The following is a 20954-nucleotide window of genomic DNA, read 5'->3' on the forward strand; positions in this document are numbered from 1 at the left end:
CGACATCGACTCAGCCTCCCTTCGCATCCCCAGAATCTAGGAGCGCTGTGTTCGGGCCCGGTTTCGGCGTGTAACAGCCACGAAAACAAGCGCTCATCGACGGGCCCCGATCCACGCGCTCGACCTGGGGCACTCGACTCGGAACGCGGGCGCCGGCCGAGTCCGGTCCGAGTCCGATCCGGACCCGATCTGGACCCGATCCGGACCCGATCCGGACCCGATCCGGACCCGTCCGGACTCAGTGCGCGGTGAAGTCCACCTCGTGCCACCCGGTGGCGCCGTCGGGGGCGACGTCGCGCTGCACCGAGGTCTGCACCGTGCCGTCTCGGTCGACCGCCCGTACTCGCGCGCGATGCGAGCCGGGCTCGAGGTCCACCTCGACCGCCCACTGCACCCAGGTGTCGACGCTCGGCACCCGGGCCAGCCGGGTGCGCCGCCAGGCTCCGCCGTCGACCGAGACCTCCACCGCCGCGACGCCCACCTCCTGCTCCCAGGCGACCCCGGCGATCCGGTAGCTGCCGGCCGACACCGTCGCCCCCGACCGCGGCCGGTCGATCCGGGAGGCGAGCTTGACCGGCCCGCGCACCGCCCATCCGAGCGGGATCCAGTAGCCGACCGCCTTGTCGATGGTGGTCACCTCCAGGTCCACCACCCACTTGCAGGCGCTGACGTAGCCGTAGAGGCCGGGCACCACCGTGCGCACCGGGAAGCCGTGCGCGATCGGCAGCGCCTCGCCGTTCATCGCCACCGCGAGGATCGCCGGGCGGTCGTCGGTGAGCGCGGACAGCGGCGTACCGCAGGTCCAGCCGTCGGCGGCGGTCTGCAGCACGGCATCGGCGCCGCTGTGCACGCCGGCCTCGGCGAGCAGGTCACGCAGTCGTACGCCGCTCCACCACGCGTTGCCGATCAGGTCGCCGCCGACCGGGTTGGAGACGCAGTTGAGCGTGATCCAGGCGTTCGTCCGGCGCCGGGCCACCAGCTCCGCGAAGGTCAGCTCGAGCTCGTGGTCGACCATGCCGTGGATCCGCAGCCGCCAGCTGTCCGGGTCGACGTAGGGCACCGTGACGTCGATGTCGACCCGGTAGAACGACGTCGTCGGCGTGGCCCACGGCTCGGCCAGCCCGAGGTCGGCGCCGGTCGGGACGACCGCCGGTCGCAGTCCGGGGATGTGCAGTCGGCTGCGCGCGCTCTCCACCGCGCGTCGGGCTCGCCCGAGCCGGGGCAGTACCGCCGTCGCGGCGGCGGTGCCCGCCGCCACCAGACCGGCGCGCAACCAGAAGCGGCGGTCGGCTCCGGCCGGTGGCCCCGGGTCGGTCCGCGGGGCGGCCGGTCCCGCCGGTCCGATCGCGAGGAACCGCCACCCGCACACGCTCACCACGAACCCGAGGACCACCGCCAGCTCGTCGCGCCCGCCGGTGCCGGGCTGCCTCGCGACGGCGAGGCCGGCCAGCAACGAGGCGCCGCCGAAGATCCCGATCGGCCACCACGGCGTACGGCGCCCCAGGCGGCCGGCGAGGGCGAACGCCAGCGTCACCACCACCAGGACGAGCACCACCAGGACCTGCTTGTCGTGGTGCCCCAGCCGGCGGATGCCCTGCTCGACCAGGGGGCCGGGGAGCCGGTCGATGATCTGCTCGGCGACCGCGGAGACCGGCGATTCCTTCGCCTCGGCCAGTTGCGCGGTCACCCAGCCGGCGGCCAGTCCCGCCCATCCGGCCACCACGCCCGCCGCCGGTCCGGCCAGCGGCTGGGCACGCGAGGTGGTGTCGGCAGGGGCCGGCCGAGGACGGTCGGTGGTGCTCACCCGACAAGTGTGCCCCGCGGCTCCTTGCCGGCCGAGGTGCGGCATGATCGCGCTCATGGAGCTGCCACGGGTGGGGATCGGGACCGATGTGCACTGCCTGGCGGACGGGGTCGCGATGCACCTGGCCGGGCTGGCCTTCCCGGAGGAGGGGCAGGGGCTGGCCGGGCACTCCGACGGCGACGTCGCGGCCCATGCCTGCTGCGACGCGCTCCTCTCCGCCGCCGGCCTGGGCGACCTCGGCGCGAACTTCGGCACCGCCGAGCCCCAGTGGGCCGGTGCGGCCGGGACCACCCTGCTCGCCGAGGCGGCCCGGCGGGTGCGGGCGGCCGGCTTCGAGGTCGGCAACATCGCCGTCCAGGTGATCGGCAACCGACCCCGGCTCGGTCCTCGCCGGGCGGAGGCCGAACGGGTGCTGAGCACCGCTGCCGGCGCGCCGGTCACGATCGGTGCCACCACCACCGACGGCCTCGGCCTGACCGGGCGCGGCGAGGGCGTCGCCGCGATCGCCACCGCGATCCTGGTGCGCCGCACGGAGTCATCGCGCGACGAATCGAGCGGCGGCATCGAGGTTCCCTAGACTCTGCCGGGTGAACGTGCGGCTCTACGACTCAGCGACCCGCGAGGTCCGCGACTTCGTCCCCCTCGAGGAGGGCAAGGTGTCGCTGTACGTCTGTGGCCTGACCGTGCAGTCCGAGCCGCACGTCGGTCACGTCCGCTCCGGGGTCAACTTCGACGTGCTGCAGCGCTGGCTGCGTCACCGCGGCTACGAGGTCACCTTCATCCGCAACGTCACCGACATCGACGACAAGATCCTGATCAAGAGCGCCGAGCAGGGCCGGCCCTGGTACAACCTGGCCTACACCATGCACCGCGAGCTGGACCGTGCCTACACCTCGCTCAACGTGGCGCCGCCGACCTACGAGCCGGCCGCCACCGGTCACATCCCGGAGATGGTCGAGCTGATCGACGAGCTCATCGCCAACGGACACGCCTACCCCGCCGAGGACGGCTCCGGCGACGTCTACTTCGACGTCCGGTCCTGGCCGACGTACGGCGAGCTGTCCCGGCAGGGCATCGACGACATGGAGCCGGCCGAGGACGCCGACCCGCGTGGCAAGCGCGACCCGCGCGACTTCGCGCTCTGGAAGGGCCACAAGACGAGCGAGCCGGAGACGGCGTCCTGGCCCTCACCCTGGGGCCGAGGCCGCCCCGGCTGGCACATCGAGTGCTCGGCGATGGCCGGCAAGTATCTGGGTCCGGCCTTCGACATCCACGGCGGCGGCATCGACCTGCGCTTCCCACACCACGAGAACGAGCAGGCCCAGTCCCGGGCGGCCGGGCGGGAGTTCGCGTCGTACTGGATGCACAACGCCTGGATCACCACCGCTGGCGAGAAGATGAGCAAGTCGCTGGGCAACAGCCTCACCATCCCGGCCGTGCTGGAGCGCTACCGCGGCATCGAGCTGCGCTACTACCTCGTCTCGGCGCACTACCGCTCGCATGTCGAGTTCTCCTTCGGGGCGCTCGAGGAGGCGGCGGTCGGCTTCCGCCGGGTCGAGAGCTTCCTGGAGCGGGCCTTCGAGGCGGTGGGTCCCGAGGACGCGGGACTCGGCTCACTGCTGCCGGAGGCGTTCGTCGCGGCGATGGACGACGACCTCGGCACCCCGGTGGCGGTGGCCACCCTGCACGACACCGTGCGTGCCGGGAACAAGCAGTTGGCCGACGGCGACATCGATGCGCTGCAGGCCACCGCCGGCTCGGTGCTGCTCATGCTCGACGTGCTCGGGCTCAACCCCTACGACTCGGTGTGGGGATACGGCGGCGCCGACGAGAAGCTGACCGGCGCCGTGGACGCGCTCGTCGCCGGGCTGGTGGCCGACCGTGCCGCGGCCCGCGCGGCGAAGGACTGGGCGCGTGCCGACGCGATCCGTGACCAGCTCAAGGCGGCCGGCATCGAGCTCGAGGACACCCCCGACGGACCGAAGTGGAGTCTGGAGTGAACTGGCCCGGCCGCCCCCGGACGCTCGGCAAGGTATGCAGCCGAGTTGGCACCTCCCTCGTGGAGTTCCGAGGGGGAAGTGCGCACCCGGCTGCATACCTAGACGAACGCGCCGACGCCCGAGAGGGGCACCACCATGGCAGGTAACTCACAGCGCCGAGGCGCGATCGCCAAAGGACGCAAGAAGGGCGCCACCGCCGGCTCCGGCGGCAACCGCCGCCGAGGGCTGGAGGGCAAGGGGCCGACCCCGAAGGCGAAGGACCGGCCCTATCACAAGGCCCACCGCGCCGCGGAGCTCGCCGAGCGCTCGGCGAGCAAGGCGAGCAAGCGGACGCCGCGCCGGCGGAACTCCTCGGACGCCGAGTGGATCATCGGCCGCAACAGCGTGGTCGAGGCGCTGCGCGAGGGCGTGCCGGTCAACGGCCTCTATGTCGCCGAGGGCGCGGAGCGCGACGGCCGGCTGCGGGAGGCGTTCCAGCTCGCCGCCGATCGCGGGATCTCGCTGCTCGAGGTCACCAAGACCGAGCTCGACCGGCTGACCGGCTTCAACGGTCATCAGGGGTTGGCGGCGCGGGTCCCGGCCTACGAGTACGCGCACGCCGACGACCTGCTCGACGCGGCCGCGGAGGCGGGCGAGCCGCCGCTGATCATCGCGCTCGACCATGTCACCGACCCGCGCAACCTCGGCGCGATCATCCGCTCCGCGGCGGCGTTCGGCGCCCACGGCGTGGTCATCCCGACCAACCGGGCGGCCGGCATGACTGCGGCCGCCTGGAAGACCTCGGCCGGGGCCGCCGCACGGATCCCGGTGGCGCAGACCGTCAACGTCACCCGTCAGCTCAAGGCGTACCAGGACGCCGGCTGCATGGCGATCGGCCTGGACATGGACGGGGACCTGGCGCTGCCGGAGCTCGGTGGACCGGAGCGCGACCTGGCGACCGGGCCGCTGGTCGTGGTGGTCGGTGCCGAGGGTGGCGGTCTGTCCCGACTGGTGGGGGAGACCTGCGACCGGATCGTTTCGATCCCGATGGCGAACTCGGTGGAGTCGCTCAACGCCGGCGTCGCGGCCTCGGTCCTGCTCTACGCGGTGGCCCAGGCACGCGCCTGACGGTGCGACCGATGAGAAGACACTGATCGACCCACGAGAGACCCGACCGACGAAGGATCGGCGGTCCGGTCCGACGGTCGGTGGTCGGTCGGCCTCTCAGGACTCCGGCGGGGCGGCGACAGCCTCCTGCGGTCGCGCGGGCAGGATCTTCTCGACGTAGTCGCGCACCGCGTCCATCAGCGGCACGTCGTGGTGGGCGTGCTCGGCCATGAACCAACGGTGCTCGAGGATCTCGTGGAACATCTGTACCGGCTCCAACTTGGCGTACGCCGTGCGGGGGATGGCCTCGAGCACCTGGTCGTAGACCTCGGTGAGCCAGCGCTGGGCCACCACCTCGCGGTCCAGCCCGCCGAGGTCGTGCGCGATGGTGAACGCGGCGATGTCGTTGAGGATGCGCTGCGCCTGGGCGTCCTCGGCCTCGATCCCGGTCAGTGCGCGCAGCTCGCGCCGATGGTGTCCGGCCTCGACCACCCGGGGCTGGATCCGGACGGTGTCCCGGTCGTAGTCGGTGACGATGTCGAGCTCGTCGACGTCGAAGCCCAGCTCGTTGAGCCGCTCGATGCGGCACTCGATGTTCCATAGCTCCCCGGCGGAGAAGATCTGCTCCTCGGTCAGCTCCCGCCACAACGAGTCGTAGCGCTCGCGCAGCTGGCTCACCACCTCGAACGGGGTCTCGTCGGCGGGGATCGACCCGCCGGCCTGCAGGTCGAGCAGCTCGGCGAAGACGTTCTCGCCGGCCACGTCGAGATCCCAGGCCCGCATCTGCGGGGCGAGGGTGTCGCGCAGCTCGCCGGTCTCCGCGTCGACCAGGTACGCCGCGAACCCGGCCGCGTCGCGGCGGAAGAGCACGTTGGACAGCGACACGTCGCCCCAGTAGAAGTCGGCCAGGTGCAGTCGGACCAGCAACACCACCAGCGCGTCGACGAGGGTCGGCAGCCGGTCGGCGGTCAGGCCGTGCTGGAAGAGCGCGCGGTAGGGCAGCGAGTACGGCAGGTGCTCGGTCATCAGCGCGGTCGGCAGCGGCTCGCCCCGGGATGACTGGCGGCCGGTGACCACCGCATGTGGCACCACCGTGGGCAGGTCCAGGCGCTGCAGGTCGCGCAGCGTGCGGTACTCCCGGAAGGCGATCGGCTCCTGGGTCTCCTTGACCGCATAGTTGCGCGTGCCGACGCGCACGATCCGGACCACGTGTCGCGAGATGCCGCGCGCCAGCGGCACCACCACGTCCTCGCCCCACTCCTCCAGCGGGAGATCCCACGGCAGGGTGAGGATCCCGGGGTTGGGGCGGCTGGCGACGATCCGCAGGGCCATGGGTCGAGACTAGACGGGTGCCGAGGGATCGTGCGGCCTCAGCGGTCCGCTCGCCCCCAGACCCAGCAGCCGGGGCCGTCGGCGGCGGGCACCAGCACGGTCTCCTCGTCGGATCGGAGGGCGGCATCCGCCGCGGCCACGCCCGGCTCGGTGGCGAGCAGCAGGTCGGCGCCGGCCAGCTCCAGCAGGGGCGCCTCCAGTTCGACCGCGGGACCGGCGGCGCGTCGTACCGCCACCAGCAGCGTGCCGTCGGGGTGCTCGCGCAGATAGACCAGGGTGTCGTCGTCGACGTACGCCCAGCGCAGCCCGCCCTCGATCAGCGCGGGATGCTCGCGGCGCAGTCGGGCCAGTCGGCCGTAGGCGGCGAGGGTGTCGGTGTCCCACTCGGCCCGCCGGGCCCAGGGCATCGGCCGGCGGCCGTCCTCGCCGTTGACACCCTCCAGACCCAGCTCGTCGCCGGCGAAGACCATCGGTACGCCGGGCAGGGTGAACTGCAGCCCGGCCGCCACCCGATGCCGAGCGGGGTCGCCGACCAGCGTCCTGATCCGAGCGGAGTCGTGCGAGGAGAGGATGTTCCACGACTGCGCCGCCGCCCGCCAGCCGTAACGCGCTCGCCACTCGGTCAGCGCGCGGTGCAGCAGTCGGCCCGACCGGCGCGGCACCGGGACCGGTCGGCCGAACGGGCGGGCAGCGGTCTGCTCGGCCCGCAGCCAGGACCACACCGGCCAGGAGAACCCGGAGTAGTTCATGGTGCCGTGCCAGCCGCCCTCGGTGCCGTCCAGGTCGAGGTCGCCCGAGGCATCGTGGTTGTGCTCGCCGATCACCCAGGCGTCGGCTCGCTCGGCGGTCGCGGTGCGCCGTACCGTCCGGGCGACCTCGTGGTTGACGTCGACGGCACCCAGCCGGCCGGTCATGTTGGCCACGTCGATCCGCCACCCGTCGAGGCGGTACGGCGCCCGCATCCAGCGGGCCACCACCGAGTCGGGTCCCGCCACCATCGCGGCCCGCAGGTCCGGGTCGGTGTGGTCCAGCTTCGGCAGCGTGTCGTGGCCCATCCAGGACTCGTAGCTGCCGTCCGGACCGAAGCAGTACCAGGCGCGGGTGGGTGCGGCCGGGTCCGCCTGGGCGGCCACGAACCACTCGTGGGTGTCGCCGGTGTGATTGATGGTCAGGTCACCGAGCAGGTGCCAGCCACGCTCGTGGAGGGCGTCGGAGAGCCGGGCGTAGGCCTCGTCGCCGCCGAGCAGGTCGTCAACCCGGTCGAAGGTGCTGGCGTTGTAGCGGTGGTTGCTCTCGCCGGGGAAGACCGGGGTCAGGTAGACGACGCTGGCGCCCACCTCGGCCACGTGGTCCAGGTGCTCGACGATGCCGTCGAGGTCGCCGCCGTACAGGCCGAGCCAGGTCCGGTCGTCGGTGCCCAGGTAGGAGGGGGGCTCGTCCCAGGCCTGCGGTTTGGCCCATCCGGGCGTGGGGCGGGAGTCGGCGGCGGCGCTACGGGCGAACCGGTCGGGGAAGATCTGGTAGACCACCGCGTCCTTGGTCCACGCCGGCGCCGGGTCATGGGTGCTGAGCACGAAGTCGGCCGAGTCCGGGGCGTCGAAGCCGACCACGCCGGCCGCGCTCAGCCACGCCTGCGAGCCGTCGGCGTAGGCCAGCAGGAAACGGTAGTGGGTGCGCGGGTTGTGCACCGGCAGTCGCCCCTGCCACCAGATGCCGCCGTCGTCCCGGCCGGCCGGCGGGGGGACCCGAACGCACTCGTGGAACGTCGGCTCCGCGTCGTACGTCGTCCGGAGCCAGACCCGATCGATCCCGGGTCCGTCGTCGGCTGCCCGGCCGCCGGCGTCGGGGCGGGTGCGCAGCCGGACGGTCGCGGTCCCACCCAGCGCGGGGCTCGGGTCGGGGAGGTACAGCGGCGACCCGTCGTGATGTGGCTCGGCGAGCAGGCTCATGTCGGCCATTGTGCGGGATCTCCTAGGATGAAGCCCGCCCCGGCGTCACGGCTGCGTGAACCACGGGTCCCGCCGCGTTAGCTCAGCTGGTAGAGCATTCGCCTTGTAAGCGAAATGTCGGGAGTTCGAGCCTCCCACGCGGCTCTGGTGTCACCGGGTTCGATGGGCTCCGGTCATCGGGTCGGGTCAGTGGGTCTGAGTCAGTGGGTCTGAGTCAGTGGGTCTGAGTCAGTGGGTCTGAGTCAGTAGGTCGGGTGGTGCGCCGCAACGCCGAGTCGGCGTCAACTGGTCCGAGAAGCGCCGACTCGGCGTGCTGCGGCGTACAACTTGCGCCGACTCGGCGTCAGCGCAGCCGGCGCAGCGCGAACCGGTTCGGCGGGACGGCGATGTCCTCCTGGGAGGCGACCAGCTCCAGCTCACGGCGACCGGAGGCCAGGGTGCGCTCCAGGATCGCGAAGAGCGTGTTGGCGGTCTTGCCGAGCGCGTCCGCGACGTCGCCGGAGAGCAGCAGGTGAGAGAGGAAGACCGCCGCCGTCACGTCCCCGCCGCCGTTCGGCGAGATCGGCAGCAGCGGTGTGGTGACGGTCCAGGCGCCGTCCTCGCTCACCGCGACCAGGTCCAGGTGGTGGGGGTCGTCGGTGATCACCGAGGTGACCAGGACGGTGCTCGGCCCGGTGGCGCGGACCGTGTCCGCCGCGGCGACCACCTCGGCCAGCGTGGCCGTCGACCCGCCGGCCAGGTAGTCGAGCTCGAAGTGGTTGGGCGTGATCACGTCCGCGGCCGGCACCACCTCGTCGCGCATGAACGCCGGGATGCCGTCGGTGACGAAGAAGCCTCGCCCGACGTCGCCCATCACCGGATCGCAGCAGTACAGCGCGCGTGGGTTGGCCGCCTTGGTCCGTCGGACGGCGTCCAGCACGACCGCGCCCACCGCCGGATCGCCCTGGTAGCCCGAGAGCACCGCCGAGACGCATGCCAGCGCGCCGCGCTGCTCGATCCCGTCGATCACCGCCGCGACCTCGGCCGCCGCGACCACCGGCCCGCGCCACTGCCCGTACCCGGTGTGGTTGGAGAAGTTCACCGTGAGCACCGGCCAGACCTCGTGCCCCAGCCGCTGGATCGGGAAGACCGCCGCGGAGTTGCCGACGTACCCGAACGCCACGTGGGACTGGATGGAGAGGATCTGCACGCCGGCGATTCTTCCACCGGAGGTAGGTTGCGACCCATGAGCGATATGACCTACCGCCCGCTGGGCGCATCGGGCCTGATGGTGAGCGCGGTCGGGATCGGCTGCAACGCGTTCAGCAGGCGGGTCGACCTCGACGGTGTCAACGGCGTCCTGGACGCGGCCGGTGAGGTCGGCGTCACCCTGCTCGACACCTCCGACACCTACGGCGATCCGCAGGGCGGCTCCGAGACGCTGCTCGGGGAGGCGCTCAAGGGTCGCCGCGACGAGTTCGTACTGGCCACCAAGTTCGGGATGAACATGAACGGCGCCAACGGCGCCGACCGCGGTGCCCGTGGCGCGCGCCGCTACATCCGTCGCGCGGTCGAGGCCTCGTTGCGCCGACTGCAGACCGAGCACATCGACCTCTACCAGTTGCACGAGCCGGACCCGATCACGCCGGTCGAGGAGACCCTGGCGACCCTCTCCGACCTGGTGCACGAGGGCAAGATCGGCTACCTCGGCTGCTCCAACTTCGCCGCCTGGCAGCTCGCCGACGCCGAGTGGACGGCGCGCACGGCGGGCCTGGAGCGCTTCACCTCGATCCAGAACCGCTACTCGCTGCTGGATCGCACCGTCGAGGACGAGGTGGTCCCGGCGTGTGAGCAGTACGGGGTCGGGCTGCTGCCGTTCTTCCCCCTGGAGTACGGGCTGCTCACCGGGAAGTACCGCCGCGGCGCCGGTGCCCCGGCCGGGTCTCGCGCCGAGGCCGAGCCCGAGCGCGCTCAGTGGCTGCGCAACGCCGACTGGGACCGGATCGAGGCGCTGGAGGCGTACGCCGCCGCTCGCGATCTGGCGATCCTCGACGTCGCCATCGCCGGGTTGGCCGCCCAGCCCGCGGTCTCCTCGGTGATCTCCGGCGCCACCTCCGGGGACCAGGTCCGGGCCAACGCCGCGGCGTTGCGCTGGGAGCCGACCGAGGCCGATCTCGCCGAGCTCGACGAGATCACGAGCTGATCGGCTCGCGGGTGCGCTCGGCGAGCAGGTAGGCCGCCAGACCACCACCGAGCGCACCGAACAGGTGCCCCTGCCAGGAGACGCCCGAACGACCGGGGAGGACGCCCAGCAGCAGGCCGCCGTAGACGATCAGCACCACCACCCCGAGCAGGATCTCGCCGACCCGGCGGTTGAACACCCCGCGCAGCATCAGATAGACCAGCCACCCGAAGATCAGCACCGACGTGCCGGCGGTGATGGTGTCGCCGGGCGAGAACAGCCACACCCCGACCCCGGCGACCACCCAGACGACGACCGTCGCCTCCAGCCCGCGGGCGATCCCGGAGACCAGCACCAGGAAGAACAGCACCAGGGCCGGAATGGTGTTGGCGGCCAGGTGACTCCAGCCGAAGTGCAGGACCGGGGCGAACACGATCCCGAGCAGACCCTCGCCGCTCCGGGGCCTGATCCCGAGGTCATCGAGCCGGTTGCCGGTGGCGGCGTCGACGACCTCCATCACCCAGAGCAGCGCCACGAAGCAGAGCGACAGCATCGCCGCGCGGACCCAGGTCGGCCGGGTCCTGTCGGGGCCCGGCCGGGTCGGGGTGGGGTCGCTCATGGTGCCCACGCTATCCGGCGGCCGGGACCGGCTCGGTGAGAATCGCACCCAGGACCTGTGCCAGCCGTCGGTAGTCCTCGACCGTGTTGTACGGCGCCGCCGCGATCCGCAGATGGCCGACGCCGTCGAGCAGCACCGGCGGCACCTCCACGCCGGCCGCCGAGATCCGCTCGTAGAGCGGGCCGACCTGGGCGGTCTCGGCCAGTACGCCGTCCGGCAGCCGCACCAGCCGCATCGCCGGGGCCGGGCTGTCCGGGAGACCCTCGGTGCTCGTGCCGAGTGCCTGGGCGAGCAGCAGCTGCCCCTCCGCGACCAGGGCGCCGAGGCGGCGGACCTCCGCCCAGCCGCCGAGCTCGGCCCAGAAGTCCAGCCCCTCGGGCACGGTCAGCCAGCCGGCGTAGTCGCTGGTGCCCGGATGGTCGAAGGCGGCGGCGTACCCGTCGGTGAGGTTCCAGCTCAGCACCGTCGGCACGATCTCGCGACCCGGGCGGCTCCACAGCACCGCCGAGCCGCGCGGGGTGTAGGCCCACTTGTGCAGGTTGCCCACCCAGTGGTCGGCCCCCAGTTCGGCGATGCCGACGCCCCCGCCGAGCGTGGTGAGGTCCAGGTGGCCGGGCACGTGGGCGGCGTCGACCAGCACCCGCAGCGCCGCCGGCCCGGCCGCGCGTACGGCGTCCGCGATCCGTTCCACCGGAAGCACCATCGCCGACGGCGAGGTGATCTGGTCGACCACCACCAGCCGGGTCCGTGGACCGGTGGCTGCGGCGTACGAGGCCACGATCTCGGCCTCGCTCGCGCCGACGGAGAAGGTCGCCTCGACCACTCGGGCACCGCGCCGGCGGGCGTGGTGCGCCAGCGCGAGCCGTACCGCGCCGTACCCGTGGTTGCCGATCACCAGCTCGTCGCCCGCGCTCAGGTCGAGTGAGCCGAGGACCGCCGAGGTGCCCTCCGAGACGTTGCGCACCCAGCCGGTCGAGCCGGGATCGATCCCGAGGAAGTCGGCCGCCCGCTCCCGGGCCTCGGCGACGAGCCGCGCCAGCTCGACGCGATGGAAGCGATGCGGGTTGCGCTCCACCCGCTCGCGCAGGTCCGCCGCGCGCCGCCGGACGCGGACGGGCGCCACGCCGAAGGCGCCGTGGTTGAGATGGACCGTGGCGGGGTCCAGACCGAATCGGGCCAGCATCGTGTCGTCCACGGCGCTCAGCCTACGGATCCGGCGAACTTCCCAGGGTTAGACCGGGCCGGGGCGGGTAGGTGCCGGTGGTCGCACACCGGACACACAGGGGGAACACATGAAAGCCATCATTCGCGTCGTCGCGGCGTTCGCCGTCACGGCCCTGGGAGTGACCACGCTGTCGCTGCTCTCGCCGGCACAGGGGGCCACCACTCACGCGGCTGCCACGAGGGCCGGGCAGGCCGCGAGGGCCCACGTGGGCACGACGCTCGGTCGGGCACGCTGCCATGTGCCGCGCTGCTACGGCGCCATCTCGGTCTCGCCGGACCAGGCCTACGGCTGGTACAACGACGCACGGACCCGGTCGAGCGCGGTGCGCAAGGCACAGCGGCACTGCAAGGCCGAGTCGAACTACCCCGGCTACTGCCGCAAGCTGGGCTCGATCGGCAACGGCTGCATGGCGGTGGCGATCAAGACCGACTCCAACGGCTGGATCACCAAGTGGGCCAGCGGCTTCGCCCGCACCCTCGCGAAGGCCAAGCGACACGCGAAGCACAACAACGGCGGCGGTCGGATCCGCGCCGCGCTCTGCACCACCAGACGCTACTGAGCCCGGATCCGCCGATCGGCGGATCCGCGGCCGAGCCGACCAGCGGTACGCCGGTCGACCGGGGCGCGCAGGTCAGCGCAGGTCAGCCGGGCAGGGACCAGTCGACCGGCGTACCGCCCTGTTCGACCAGCAGGGCGTTGACCCGGGAGAACGGCCGTGAGCCGAAGAAGCCGCGCTGGGCCGACAGCGGCGAGGGGTGTGCCGAGGCGACCGACGGCACCGGCCCGAGCATGGGTCGCAGCGACTGCGCCTGGCGGCCCCACAGGATCGCCGCCAGCGCGCCGCCGTCGGCCTGTCGCCGTACCAGTGCCTCGATCGCACAGGCCGTCACCTCCTCCCAGCCGCGACCCTGGTGGGAGGCGGACGCGCCGGGACGCACCGTCAACACCCTGTTCAACAGCATCACTCCCTGCTCCGACCACGCGGTCAGGTCCCCGTGCTCCGGCGGTACGACGCCCAGGTCGGCGTGGAGCTCGGTGTAGATGTTGCGCAGCGACGCCGGCAGCGGCCGCACGTGCCGTTCCACGGCGAAGCTGAGCCCGATCGGGTGGCCGGGGGTCGGGTAGGGGTCCTGGCCGACGACCAGCACCCGCACCTGCGCCATCGGTCGCCGGAACGCGGCGAAGATCCGGTCCCCGGCCGGGAGATAGGGCCGCCGCTTGGCCAGCTCCTCGCGCAGGAAGACGCCCATCGCCGCGATCCGTTCCTCGACCGGTGCCAGCGCCTGCGCCCAGTCCGGCGCCATCAGTCCACGATCGACGAGTCCGCTCAGAGTCTGCACAGCGCCCACCGTAGGCCCTCGCCGTCCCGGGCCGAGTGGTGAGGTTGTCGCCATGGACTTCGGGCTCGTCGTTCCGCGGGGCTGGCGCTTCGATCGGTCGGCATCGAGCCGGCCGACCGGTGGCGCGCCACGACGGTGCCGGTCGCCCACGTCGAGGCCACCTCGACCGCGACACGCCGAGAACGCCGTGCGAAATGTCAGGGGCACGAGGGTGGACAGCGTGTCGAGGTGGTTTACACGGATCGCCGGGGAGGGGTAGGACGTTTCCATGAAGCTCACTCACCTGGTGGGGGGTGCGGCGGTGGCGCTGGGCGCCGTCGCGGTCCGGGATCTCACCCAGAAGAAGCACGCCCTGCTGCGCAACTTCCCGGTCCTCGGCCACGCCCGCTACCTGCTCGAGGAGATCGGACCCGAGCTGCGGCAGTACATCGTGACCAGCAACGAGGAGGAGCGCCCGTTCAGCCGGGACCAGCGTCGCTGGGTCTACGCCTCGGCCAAGCAGGAGAACAACTACTTCGGGTTCGGCACCGACGTGGACGTGGAGCACACCCAGGGACACGCCTACATCAAGCAGCGCACCTTCGCCGACCGGCTGCCCGACGATCACGACCCGGCCGCCGCACTGCCCTCGGCGAAGGTGCTCGGCGGGCCGCGTGGGCGGGCGGGAGCGTTCCGGCCGAACTCGATCGTGAACATCTCGGCGATGAGCTTCGGCTCGCTCTCCTCCGCCGCGATCACCGCCCTGGACAAGGGGGCCGCGCTGGCCGGCTGCCTGCACAACACCGGGGAGGGCGGACTCTCGCCGTACCACCGGAACGGGGCGGACCTGGTGCTGCAGATCGGCACCGCCTACTTCGGCTGCCGCGACGACAACGGCGACTTCGACCTCGGCCGGCTCAAGGAGGTGGTCGACTCCGCGCCGGTGCGAGCGATCGAGATCAAGCTCAGCCAGGGCGCCAAGCCCGGGCTCGGCGGTCTCCTGCCGGCAGCCAAGATCACCGACGAGATCTCGCAGATCCGGGGCATCCCCAAGGACCGGGACTGTGCCAGTCCGTCCCGGCACAGCGCGTTCGGCGACATCGACTCGATGCTCGACTTCGTCGAGCTGCTGGCCGCCGAGACCGGGCTCCCGGTCGGGATCAAGTCGGCCGTCGGTGACATGTCGTTCTGGCTCGAGCTCGCCCGGCTGATGCAGGGTCGGCAGCGCGGTGTCGACTTCATCACCGTCGACGGCGGCGAGGGTGGCACCGGCGCCGCGCCGCTGCTGTTCACCGATGCGGTCTCGCTGCCGTTCCGGATGGGCTTCTCCCGGGTCTACGGCACCTTCGCCGAGGCCGGGCTGACCGACGACGTGACCTTCATCGGCTCGGGCAAGCTCGGCGTCCCGGAGAACGCGGTGGTCGCCTTCGCGCTCGGTGCGGACATGATCAACGTCGCCCGCGAGGCGATGCTCTCGATCGGCTGCATCCAATCGCAGCGGTGTCACACCGACAGGTGCCCGACCGGGGTCGCCACCCAGAACCCGTGGCTGGTCCGCGGGCTGGACTCGACCGACAAGGCCGAGCGCTGCGCGACCTACCTGCGGATGCTGCGCAGGGAGCTCGCCAAGGTCAGTGCCGCGGTCGGCGTACCGCACCCCTCGCTCATCACCCCGCAGGACATCGAGGTCATGAACGGCGACTACGAGGCCCGCACCCTGGCCGGGGTCTACGGCTACAAGGACCACTGGGGCCGGCTGGGCGAGGAGGTTCTCGCGCAGGCGCGCGGCATCGTCTCGGTCGCCAGCACGTTCGACGAGAAGCCGCCCGCGTAGCATCGGCGGCCGTGACCCCACCGACCGCGGATCCGGCGACCGACGGCGAGCGGCACGCGAGCTGGGTCGAGCTGTTCTTCGACCTGATCGCGGTCGCCGGTGTCTCGGTGTTGGCCACGGTGCTCGAGGGGGAGGTCTCCTTCCGCGCGCTGCTGGTCTATGCGGTCCTGTTCGGGGCGTTCTGGATGTGCTGGACCACCTTCATGGTCTACGGCAACGTCCGCGGCGAGGGCACCCGGGTGATGCGCCTGATGGTCGGGATGTTCGGCATCGGGGTGATGTCGGCGACCGTGCCGGGAGTTGCCGACGCGGTGTTGTCCGGCCAGCACGACCGGGGGGCGTTGGCGGCGTTCGCGCTGACCTACTTCCTGGTCCGGACCGTCGGCTCCCGGGCGTTCGAGGAGCTGCTGGTCCTGGACGTGCCGGCGGTGCAGGGCAGCCTCGGTGCGGTGCCGTGGCTGATCTCGATCTGGGTCGACGACGTCCATCTGCGGATCGCGTTGTGGGCGCTGGGTCTGGCGATCGACGCCTTCACCATGCTGGTGGTCTCCGGCGCGGACGCCCAGGAGCACTCCGAGGCACGGCTGAACGCCCTCGGCCGCCGAGTCCCGGCCGGGGACGAGCGCGCCCGACGCCGGTGGGAGCGTCTTCGGCCGGTCGCGGTGCGGGTGGCCCCCGAGCATCTGGCCGAGCGGCTGGGCCTGTTCGTCATCATCGTGCTCGGCGAGGGGGTGATGCAGGCGGTGCACGCCGCCGCCGGGGTGACCGGCGAGGGCGGGTTGTTCCTGGCCGGCCTGGTCTCCTTCGTGGTGCTCGCCGCGATCTTCGGGGTCTCGGTCTGGCACGGGTACGCCGGCGTGCCACATCTGGTGCCGGGCGGACTGCCGCTGCGACTGGCGGTCGGCGCGCACGGTCTGGTCTCGGCGACGCTGGCCGCGGTCGCGGTGTCCCTGGCCAGCGTGATCGCGCATCGCACCGAACCGCTCGCCGACGCGCAGCGCTGGCTGCTGTGCGGCGGGGTCGCGGTCTACTTCCTCATCGGCGCGGCGGCCGCTTCGGGACGGTCGCGGCGCACCGTCGTGGGCCTGGTCGGCAGCGCGGTGGTGGTGCTGGCGGTGGGTCTGGCCGGCTCCGGACTGGCCGCAACGGCGCAGGCCGCGATCGTCGCCGCGACGCTGCTGGCGCACCTGGCGGTGGAGCGGCGCCGGCCGGCTCCCGGCGAGGTCGGGTGACGCGTCGGTTCAGTCCGGCTGGCTGAGCCCGTTCCGGCCGGCCAGGTCCGCCAGGAAGGTGTCGGCCCAGTGCCGTACGTCGTTGGCGGACACCGTCCGGCGCATCGCCCGCATCCGCCGGGCCAGCTCCCGGCCGTCGGCCTTGTAGGCCTCCAGCAGCGCCGCCTTCATCCCGTTGAGGTCGTAGGGGTTGACCAGCCAGGCCTGGCGCAGCTCGTCCGCGGCGCCGGCGAACTCGGAGAGCACCAGCGCGCCGTCGTCGGAGTAGCGGCAGGCGACGTACTCCTTGGCCACCAGGTTCATCCCGTCGCGGTACGGCGTGATGACCATGATGTCCGCCGCGCGGTAGAGCGCGGCCATCTCCTCGCGGGGGTAGGAGGAGTGCAGGTAGGAGATGGCCGGCCGGCCGATCTTGCCCAGGTCGCCGTTGAGCCTGCCGACCAGCCGGTCGATGTCGTCGCGCAGCATCCGGTACTGCTCCACCCGCTCGCGCGACGGCACCGCGACCTGCACGAAGATGGCGTCGTCGACGTCGAGGTGGGCATCGCGGACCAGCTCGCCGTAGGCGCGCAGCCGGGCGAAGATGCCCTTGGTGTAGTCCAGCCGGTCCACCCCGAGGAAGATCTTGCGCGGGTTGCCGAGCTGCTCGCGGATCTCGGCGGCGCGATGGTTGACGCCCGGGTCGTGGGCGAGCTTCTCGAAGCCCTCGAAGTCGATCGAGATCGGGAACGCCGCCGCCCGCACCCGGCGACCGTCCGGCAGGTCGACGGTGTCGCGGTGGGTCTTGTGCCCGACGCGCTGTCGCACCAGTCGGATGAAGTTCTGCGCCGCTCCCGGCAGCTGGAAGCCGACCAGGTCCGCGCCGAGCAGGCCCTCCAGGATCTGCCGGCGCCAGGGCAGCTGCTGGAACAGCTCGGTGGGCGGGAACGGGATGTGCAGATAGAACCCGATCCGCAGGTCCGGCCGCAGCTCGCGCAGCTGTTGCGGCACCAGCTGCAGCTGATAGTCCTGCACCCAGACCGTGGCACCCGGCGCGGCGACCTCGGCGGCCGCCTCGGCGAAGCGCCGATTGACGTGCCGGTACTCGTCCCACCACTCCCGGTGGAACTCCGGCTTGGCCACCACGTCGTGGTAGAGCGGCCACAGGGTCGCATTGGAGAAGCCCTCGTAGTGGCCCCTGATCTCCTCCTCGCTCATCGGGAGCGGCAGCAGCCGGAGACCGTCGTCGGCGAACGGCTCCAGGTCGCTCTCGGTGCCGCCGGGCCAGCCGATCCACACGCCGTCGTTGGCCCGCAGCACCGGCTCCAGCGCGGTGACCAGTCCACCGGGCGAGCGGCGCCAGCCGAGGGTGCCGTCGGGCAGCGTCACTCGGTCGACCGGGAGTCGATTGGCCACGATCACGAGATCTGCCTGCACGAGGCCGACCCTAGTGCACCGGCTCAGTGCCGCACGCGCGCCCCGACCTGTTCTCGAACCTCGTCCAGCTGCCGGGCCAGCTCGATGGTGAGCCCCCAGGGCACCAGCGGCGACTCGCGCAGGCCGGCGCGCAGGCAGCGGTTCACCTCGGCGATCTCGTTGCCGTAGCCGCGCCCGATGACCGGGTCCTCGGCGATCGCCTCGGCGTGGAGGTCGAGGACGGTCGCCGTCGAGGAGCCGTCGTTGGTCGACTCGGCGCCGAACTCGACGAACCCGGCGGTCGTCGGATGGTGGAAGTCGTCGAGCTCGATCCGGCCACGGTCGGTGGCCAGCTCGGCGCGGCGCGACGACCACGACGTCAGGGAGGCGGTCATGGTGGCCAGCGCACCGCGCGGATAGCGGCCCATCATCGCGATGTCCAGGTCGAGGATGCCCTCGGCGGTCCGGCGCAGGTCGGCCTGGGCGAGCAACCGCTCGGGGGCGCCGAGCAGCAGGTGCGCCAGGGCGAGCGGATAGATGCCCATGTCGAGTACGGCGCTGGCGCCCAGGCGCGGATCGAACATGCGGTCGGTCGGGTCCTCGGGCACCACGAAGCCCAACTCCGCATGCAGGTGGCGGACCCGGCCGAACCGGCCGGCCTCGAGGTCGGCGCGCAGCCGCCGGATCACCGGATGGGTGGCGGTCCACATCGCCTCCATCAGGAAGCGGTCGCGTGCGCGGGCGAGCTCGATCATGGTCCGGGAGTCGGCACCGGAGAGTGTCAGCGGCTTCTCGCACAGCACGTGCTTGCCGGCCTCCAGGGCGAGCCGGGCGTGCTCGAGATGGTGCGAGTGGGGACTGGCGAGGTAGACCACCTCGACCTCGGGGTCGTCGACCAGCGCGAGATAGGAGCCGTGTGCGCGCGGCGGTCGCGGGCCGGCGTACCCATCGGCGAAGGCCTGGGCGGAGGCTCGGCTGCGCGAGCCGACCGCCGCCAGCCGAGCCCCGGGTGTGATCGCGAGGTCGGCGGCGAAGGTGTGGGCGATCTTCCCGGTCGCCAGGATGCCCCAGCCGATCTCGGAGGTCGTCGATGCGCTGGCCACGGCGTCACCGTATCGGCCGCCGACCGTGGCTGCCATGGTCGGAGCCGGGGGCGAGGCACGCCGTACGCGAAAACTACATGCGTGTAGTTCTCTCGCGTACAGTGGGCGCTCAGAGGTCGTCGAGTTTGCTGGGAGCGCCCATGGATGCCGCGAACGCGCACAGCGAGGACGCGGAGCTCGCGCCGCGGCTGAGCGAGCGCGATGAGCAGATCCTCGACTTCGAGCGCAACTGGTGGAAGTACGCCGGCGCCAAGGAGGCCGCGGTCCGGGAGAAGTTCGACATGTCCGCGACCCGGTACTACCAGGTGCTCAACGCCCTCATCGACCGGCCGGAGGCGCTCGAGGCCGACCCGTTGCTGGTCCGCCGGCTGCGCCGGCTGCGAGCGGCCCGACAGCGGCAGCGCTCGGCCCGACGCCTCGGATTCGAGCTGTGATGACACGCCTGCGTGACCAGCGCGGGGTCGCGCTGCCCTCGCCCGTCGTCGCGCTGAGCGTGGTCGCGGTGGCCGTCGCGATCCTGGCGTTCGTCCTCACCGGAGGCCATGACGACAAGGCGCGCGAGATCACTCCCGCCGCGGTGGACCACACCCCGAGCGCCTCGGCCTCGTCGTCGTCCGCACCGTCCGCGTCCGCCTCGGCGAGCGCGAAGCGGACCCACAAGGCCAAGCCGGTCCAGCGGGCGAAGATCTACGTCGAGGTCTACAACAACACCAACATCGCCGGCCTGGCCGGGTCGGTGGCGAGCAAGGCCGAGACCATCGGCTGGAACGTGGTCGGCGCCGACAACTGGGTGGGCACGATCCCGGCGACGACCGTCTACTACCCGCCGTCGCTCAAGCGCGCGGCCAAGCAGCTCGCGCTCGACCTGGGCATCAAGCGGCTGCACGTCGCCGACGGCTCCTCGATGAAGGGCGATCGGCTCACGGTGGTGCTCACCGGCGCGCTGTGACCGGGCGCTGCTCGGCCGGCGTTCCCCCGCCGGACACGGACAGCTTTCTCGGCGGTCGCCCGAGCATGTCAGGCTTGTCCCATGGAGTTCACCTCGCCCGTGGGCGAGCAGAGGTACGCCGATCTCGCGTCGGTCGCCGCGACGGCGGTGATAGCGCTCGACTTCGACGGCACCCTCGCCCCGATCGTCGACGACCCCGCTCGGGCACACATCCATCCCGACGCCGGACAGGTGCTCGGTGACCTGGCCGAGAAGGTGGCCGCGATCGCGGTGGTCACCGGTCGGCCCGCCCGCCAGGTCCTGGACCTCGGCGGGCTGGAGGAGGTCGGCGACGTGCTCGCCGCCCACGGCAAGGAGCTCTACGTCTTCGGGCAGTACGGCAACGAGCGGTGGAGCTCGTCGCATCGCACGATCCGCGGCCCGCGGCCGCCGGTCGGGCTCGCCACCTTCCTCAGAGAGCTGCCGCGCGCCCTGCGGCAGGCCGGGGCGAGCGAGGCGTTCGTGGAGGACAAGGGCCTCGCGATCGCCGTTCACACCCGGCGGATGGCCGACCCGGACGGCGCCTTCGACAGGTTGCTGCCGCTGCTGCGCTCGCTCGCCGACGAGCACGATCTGGCGCTGGAGCCGGGGCGGCAGGTCATCGAGGTGCGCGACGGCGGGATGGACAAGGGTCTCGCGCTGGACAAGCTGGTCGAAGATCTCGGTGCGCACGGGGTGCTCTTCGCCGGGGACGACCTGGGCGACGTCGAGGCCTTCGAGTCGGTCGAGGCATGGGGCAAGAACGGTCTGGCCACGCTGCGGGTCTGCTCGGCCTCGGGCGAGGAGAGCGCCCTGGTCACGATGGCCGACGTGGTGGTGCACGGACCCGACGGCGTGCTCGACCTGCTTCGTCAGCTCGTCCGCGATGCCCGCGGCTGAGGACCGGAGGCTCGGCCCGGCCGGGTCC

The 20954-nt window shown here is 72.2% G+C and carries 19 protein-coding genes and 1 tRNA gene; 11 read left to right on the forward strand and 9 right to left on the reverse strand.

Annotated features, from left to right (window positions below):
* Positions 1-238: 238 nt before the first annotated feature.
* Positions 239-1804 (reverse strand): molybdopterin-dependent oxidoreductase, encoded by a 1566-nt coding sequence (locus QM638_RS13335; protein ID WP_415142474.1) that lies wholly within the window; start codon positions 1802-1804, stop codon positions 239-241.
* 43 nt (positions 1805-1847) lie between these two features.
* On the opposite strand from QM638_RS13335, the gene ispF reads away from it, so the two are divergent.
* The 3 genes from ispF (at position 1848) to rlmB (ending at position 4911) form a co-directional block, all read left to right on the forward strand.
* Positions 1848-2381 (forward strand): 2-C-methyl-D-erythritol 2,4-cyclodiphosphate synthase, encoded by a 534-nt coding sequence (gene ispF, locus QM638_RS13340; RefSeq protein ID WP_415142475.1) that lies wholly within the window; start codon positions 1848-1850, stop codon positions 2379-2381.
* Positions 2382-2391: 10 nt separating this feature from the next.
* Positions 2392-3804, forward strand: a complete 1413-nt coding sequence (gene cysS, locus QM638_RS13345; protein ID WP_415142476.1) for a cysteine--tRNA ligase — start codon at positions 2392-2394, stop codon at positions 3802-3804.
* A 135-nt stretch (positions 3805-3939) separates the two neighbouring features.
* Positions 3940-4911 carry a 23S rRNA (guanosine(2251)-2'-O)-methyltransferase RlmB gene (gene rlmB / locus QM638_RS13350; RefSeq protein WP_415142477.1) on the forward strand — a complete coding sequence of 324 codons (972 nt, stop codon included), beginning with the start codon at positions 3940-3942 and terminating at the stop codon, positions 4909-4911.
* 96 nt (positions 4912-5007) lie between these two features.
* On the opposite strand, the gene QM638_RS13355 is transcribed toward rlmB, so the two are convergent.
* Both QM638_RS13355 and QM638_RS13360 read right to left on the reverse strand, forming a co-directional pair.
* Positions 5008-6222: a DUF4032 domain-containing protein gene (locus QM638_RS13355; protein WP_415142478.1), complete on the reverse strand. Its 1215-nt coding sequence runs from the start codon at positions 6220-6222 to the stop codon at positions 5008-5010.
* Between the two features lie 38 nt (positions 6223-6260).
* A complete protein-coding gene (locus tag QM638_RS13360) occupies positions 6261-8171 on the reverse strand; it encodes a glycoside hydrolase family 13 protein (protein WP_415142479.1) in 1911 nt (636 codons plus the stop codon).
* Positions 8172-8242: 71 nt separating this feature from the next.
* On the opposite strand from QM638_RS13360, the gene QM638_RS13365 reads away from it, so the two are divergent.
* Positions 8243-8315: transfer RNA gene (locus QM638_RS13365), tRNA-Thr, on the forward strand.
* Positions 8316-8514: 199 nt separating this feature from the next.
* On the opposite strand, the gene pdxY is transcribed toward QM638_RS13365, so the two are convergent.
* Complete coding sequence (gene pdxY / locus QM638_RS13370) at positions 8515-9360, reverse strand: pyridoxal kinase PdxY (protein WP_415142480.1); 846 nt, start codon at positions 9358-9360, stop codon at positions 8515-8517.
* Between the two features lie 36 nt (positions 9361-9396).
* Between pdxY and QM638_RS13375 the strand changes: the two genes are divergently transcribed.
* Positions 9397-10353 (forward strand): aldo/keto reductase, encoded by a 957-nt coding sequence (locus QM638_RS13375; RefSeq protein WP_415142481.1) that lies wholly within the window; start codon positions 9397-9399, stop codon positions 10351-10353.
* On the opposite strand, the gene QM638_RS13380 is transcribed toward QM638_RS13375, so the two are convergent.
* Together QM638_RS13380 and QM638_RS13385 are read right to left on the reverse strand one after the other, a co-directional pair.
* Positions 10343-10951, reverse strand: a complete 609-nt coding sequence (locus QM638_RS13380; protein WP_415142482.1) for a rhomboid family intramembrane serine protease — start codon at positions 10949-10951, stop codon at positions 10343-10345. The genes QM638_RS13375 and QM638_RS13380 overlap by 11 nt on opposite strands.
* Positions 10952-10961: 10 nt before the next feature.
* Positions 10962-12146: an aminotransferase class V-fold PLP-dependent enzyme gene (locus tag QM638_RS13385; protein ID WP_415142483.1), complete on the reverse strand. Its 1185-nt coding sequence runs from the start codon at positions 12144-12146 to the stop codon at positions 10962-10964.
* 97 nt (positions 12147-12243) lie between these two features.
* On the opposite strand from QM638_RS13385, the gene QM638_RS13390 reads away from it, so the two are divergent.
* Positions 12244-12735 carry a DUF4189 domain-containing protein gene (locus QM638_RS13390; RefSeq protein ID WP_415142484.1) on the forward strand — a complete coding sequence of 164 codons (492 nt, stop codon included), beginning with the start codon at positions 12244-12246 and terminating at the stop codon, positions 12733-12735.
* Between the two features lie 82 nt (positions 12736-12817).
* Here the strand turns inward: QM638_RS13390 and QM638_RS13395 are convergent, their stop codons facing one another.
* Positions 12818-13480, reverse strand: a complete 663-nt coding sequence (locus QM638_RS13395) for a uracil-DNA glycosylase (protein ID WP_415142514.1) — start codon at positions 13478-13480, stop codon at positions 12818-12820.
* Between the two features lie 304 nt (positions 13481-13784).
* Here QM638_RS13395 and QM638_RS13400 point away from each other — a divergent pair, with 304 nt between their 5' ends.
* Complete coding sequence (locus QM638_RS13400; protein WP_415142485.1) at positions 13785-15329, forward strand: FMN-binding glutamate synthase family protein; 1545 nt, start codon at positions 13785-13787, stop codon at positions 15327-15329.
* Positions 15330-15340: 11 nt separating this feature from the next.
* On the forward strand, positions 15341-16561 hold the full coding sequence (locus tag QM638_RS13405) for a low temperature requirement protein A (RefSeq protein WP_415142486.1): 1221 nt from the start codon (positions 15341-15343) through the stop codon (positions 16559-16561).
* A 9-nt stretch (positions 16562-16570) separates the two neighbouring features.
* Here the strand turns inward: QM638_RS13405 and QM638_RS13410 are convergent, their stop codons facing one another.
* Positions 16571-17977 (reverse strand): alpha,alpha-trehalose-phosphate synthase (UDP-forming), encoded by a 1407-nt coding sequence (locus QM638_RS13410; protein ID WP_415142487.1) that lies wholly within the window; start codon positions 17975-17977, stop codon positions 16571-16573.
* Between the two features lie 23 nt (positions 17978-18000).
* Positions 18001-19059 carry a Gfo/Idh/MocA family protein gene (locus tag QM638_RS13415; RefSeq protein WP_415142488.1) on the reverse strand — a complete coding sequence of 353 codons (1059 nt, stop codon included), beginning with the start codon at positions 19057-19059 and terminating at the stop codon, positions 18001-18003.
* A gap of 140 nt (positions 19060-19199) precedes the next feature.
* On the opposite strand from QM638_RS13415, the gene QM638_RS13420 reads away from it, so the two are divergent.
* The 3 genes from QM638_RS13420 (at position 19200) to otsB (ending at position 20926) form a co-directional block, all read left to right on the forward strand.
* Complete coding sequence (locus tag QM638_RS13420) at positions 19200-19493, forward strand: DUF3263 domain-containing protein (RefSeq protein ID WP_415142489.1); 294 nt, start codon at positions 19200-19202, stop codon at positions 19491-19493.
* Positions 19493-20008: a LytR C-terminal domain-containing protein gene (locus QM638_RS13425; protein ID WP_415142490.1), complete on the forward strand. Its 516-nt coding sequence runs from the start codon at positions 19493-19495 to the stop codon at positions 20006-20008. Before QM638_RS13420 ends, QM638_RS13425 begins: the two co-directional genes overlap by 1 nt.
* 81 nt (positions 20009-20089) lie before the next feature.
* Positions 20090-20926: a trehalose-phosphatase gene (gene otsB, locus QM638_RS13430; protein ID WP_415142491.1), complete on the forward strand. Its 837-nt coding sequence runs from the start codon at positions 20090-20092 to the stop codon at positions 20924-20926.
* Positions 20927-20954: the final 28 nt, after the last annotated feature.

The organism is Nocardioides sp. (assembly GCF_047606145.1).
GTDB lineage: Bacteria > Actinomycetota > Actinomycetes > Propionibacteriales > Nocardioidaceae > Nocardioides.

Excerpts from the sequence above, each read along its gene's own strand:
- ispF (WP_415142475.1), top strand. The coding sequence starts at position 1,848 with ATGATCGCGCTCATGGAGCTGCCACGGGTGGGGATCGGGACCGATGTG.
- rlmB (WP_415142477.1), top strand. The coding sequence starts at position 3,940 with ATGGCAGGTAACTCACAGCGCCGAGGCGCGATCGCCAAAGGACGCAAG.
- QM638_RS13355 (WP_415142478.1), bottom strand. The coding sequence starts at position 6,222 with ATGGCCCTGCGGATCGTCGCCAGCCGCCCCAACCCCGGGATCCTCACC.
- QM638_RS13360 (WP_415142479.1), bottom strand. The coding sequence starts at position 8,171 with ATGAGCCTGCTCGCCGAGCCACATCACGACGGGTCGCCGCTGTACCTC.
- QM638_RS13375 (WP_415142481.1), top strand. The coding sequence starts at position 9,397 with ATGAGCGATATGACCTACCGCCCGCTGGGCGCATCGGGCCTGATGGTG.
- QM638_RS13380 (WP_415142482.1), bottom strand. The coding sequence starts at position 10,951 with ATGAGCGACCCCACCCCGACCCGGCCGGGCCCCGACAGGACCCGGCCG.
- QM638_RS13390 (WP_415142484.1), top strand. The coding sequence starts at position 12,244 with ATGAAAGCCATCATTCGCGTCGTCGCGGCGTTCGCCGTCACGGCCCTG.
- QM638_RS13395 (WP_415142514.1), bottom strand. The coding sequence starts at position 13,480 with ATGGCGCCGGACTGGGCGCAGGCGCTGGCACCGGTCGAGGAACGGATC.
- QM638_RS13400 (WP_415142485.1), top strand. The coding sequence starts at position 13,785 with ATGAAGCTCACTCACCTGGTGGGGGGTGCGGCGGTGGCGCTGGGCGCC.
- QM638_RS13420 (WP_415142489.1), top strand. The coding sequence starts at position 19,200 with ATGGATGCCGCGAACGCGCACAGCGAGGACGCGGAGCTCGCGCCGCGG.
- QM638_RS13425 (WP_415142490.1), top strand. The coding sequence starts at position 19,493 with ATGACACGCCTGCGTGACCAGCGCGGGGTCGCGCTGCCCTCGCCCGTC.
- otsB (WP_415142491.1), top strand. The coding sequence starts at position 20,090 with ATGGAGTTCACCTCGCCCGTGGGCGAGCAGAGGTACGCCGATCTCGCG.